The organism is Pseudomonas eutrophicaquae (assembly GCF_023544715.1).
Lineage (GTDB): Bacteria > Pseudomonadota > Gammaproteobacteria > Pseudomonadales > Pseudomonadaceae > Geopseudomonas.
This window is the reverse complement of sequence record NZ_JAMJEZ010000055.1, coordinates 1-1138: the sequence shown is the minus strand read 5'-3', so window position 1 is coordinate 1138 and position 1138 is coordinate 1. Positions and strand designations below refer to the sequence as shown.

Below are 1138 nucleotides of genomic sequence, written 5' to 3'. Positions count from 1 at the left end.
TGAAGTTCAGGTAACACTGAATGGAGGACCGAACCGACTTACGTTGAAAAGTGAGCGGATGAACTGAGGGTAGCGGAGAAATTCCAATCGAACCTGGAGATAGCTGGTTCTCTCCGAAATAGCTTTAGGGCTAGCCTCAAGTGATGATTATTGGAGGTAGAGCACTGTTTGGACGAGGGGCCCCTCTCGGGTTACCGAATTCAGACAAACTCCGAATGCCAATTAATTTAACTTGGGAGTCAGAACATGGGTGATAAGGTCCGTGTTCGAAAGGGAAACAGCCCAGACCACCAGCTAAGGTCCCAAAATATATGTTAAGTGGAAAAGGATGTGGCGTTGCCCAGACAACTAGGATGTTGGCTTAGAAGCAGCCATCATTTAAAGAGTGCGTAATAGCTCACTAGTCGAGTGACACTGCGCCGAAAATGTACCGGGGCTAAACATATTACCGAAGCTGTGGATTGTCCTTTGGACAATGGTAGGAGAGCGTTCTAAGGGCGTTGAAGCATGATCGTAAGGACATGTGGAGCGCTTAGAAGTGAGAATGCCGGTGTGAGTAGCGAAAGACGGGTGAGAATCCCGTCCACCGATTGACTAAGGTTTCCAGAGGAAGGCTCGTCCGCTCTGGGTTAGTCGGGTCCTAAGCTGAGGCCGACAGGCGTAGGCGATGGATAACAGGTTGATATTCCTGTACCACCTATAATCGTTTTAATCGATGGGGGGACGCAGTAGGATAGACGAAGCGTGCGATTGGATTGCACGTCTAAGCAGTAAGGCTGAGTATTAGGCAAATCCGGTACTCATTAAGGCTGAGCTGTGATGGGGAGAAGACATTGTGTCTTCGAGTCGTTGATTTCACACTGCCGAGAAAAGCCTCTAGATAGAAAATAGGTGCCCGTACCGCAAACCGACACAGGTAGTCAAGATGAGAAGTCTAAGGTGAGCGAGCGAACTCTCGTTAAGGAACTCGGCAAAATGACCCCGTAACTTCGGGAGAAGGGGTGCTCTTTAGGGTTAACGCCCAGAAGAGCCGCAGTGAATAGGCCCAAGCGACTGTTTATCAAAAACACAGGTCTCTGCTAAACCGTAAGGTGATGTATAGGGGCTGACGCCTGCCCGGTGCTGGAAGGTTAAGAGG

General features: G+C 49.6%; 1 rRNA gene. It reads left to right on the top strand.

Going from position 1 to position 1138, the window contains the following annotated elements:
• A 23S ribosomal RNA gene (locus tag MXC11_RS12095) occupies positions 1-1138 on the top strand; the annotation flags it as partial.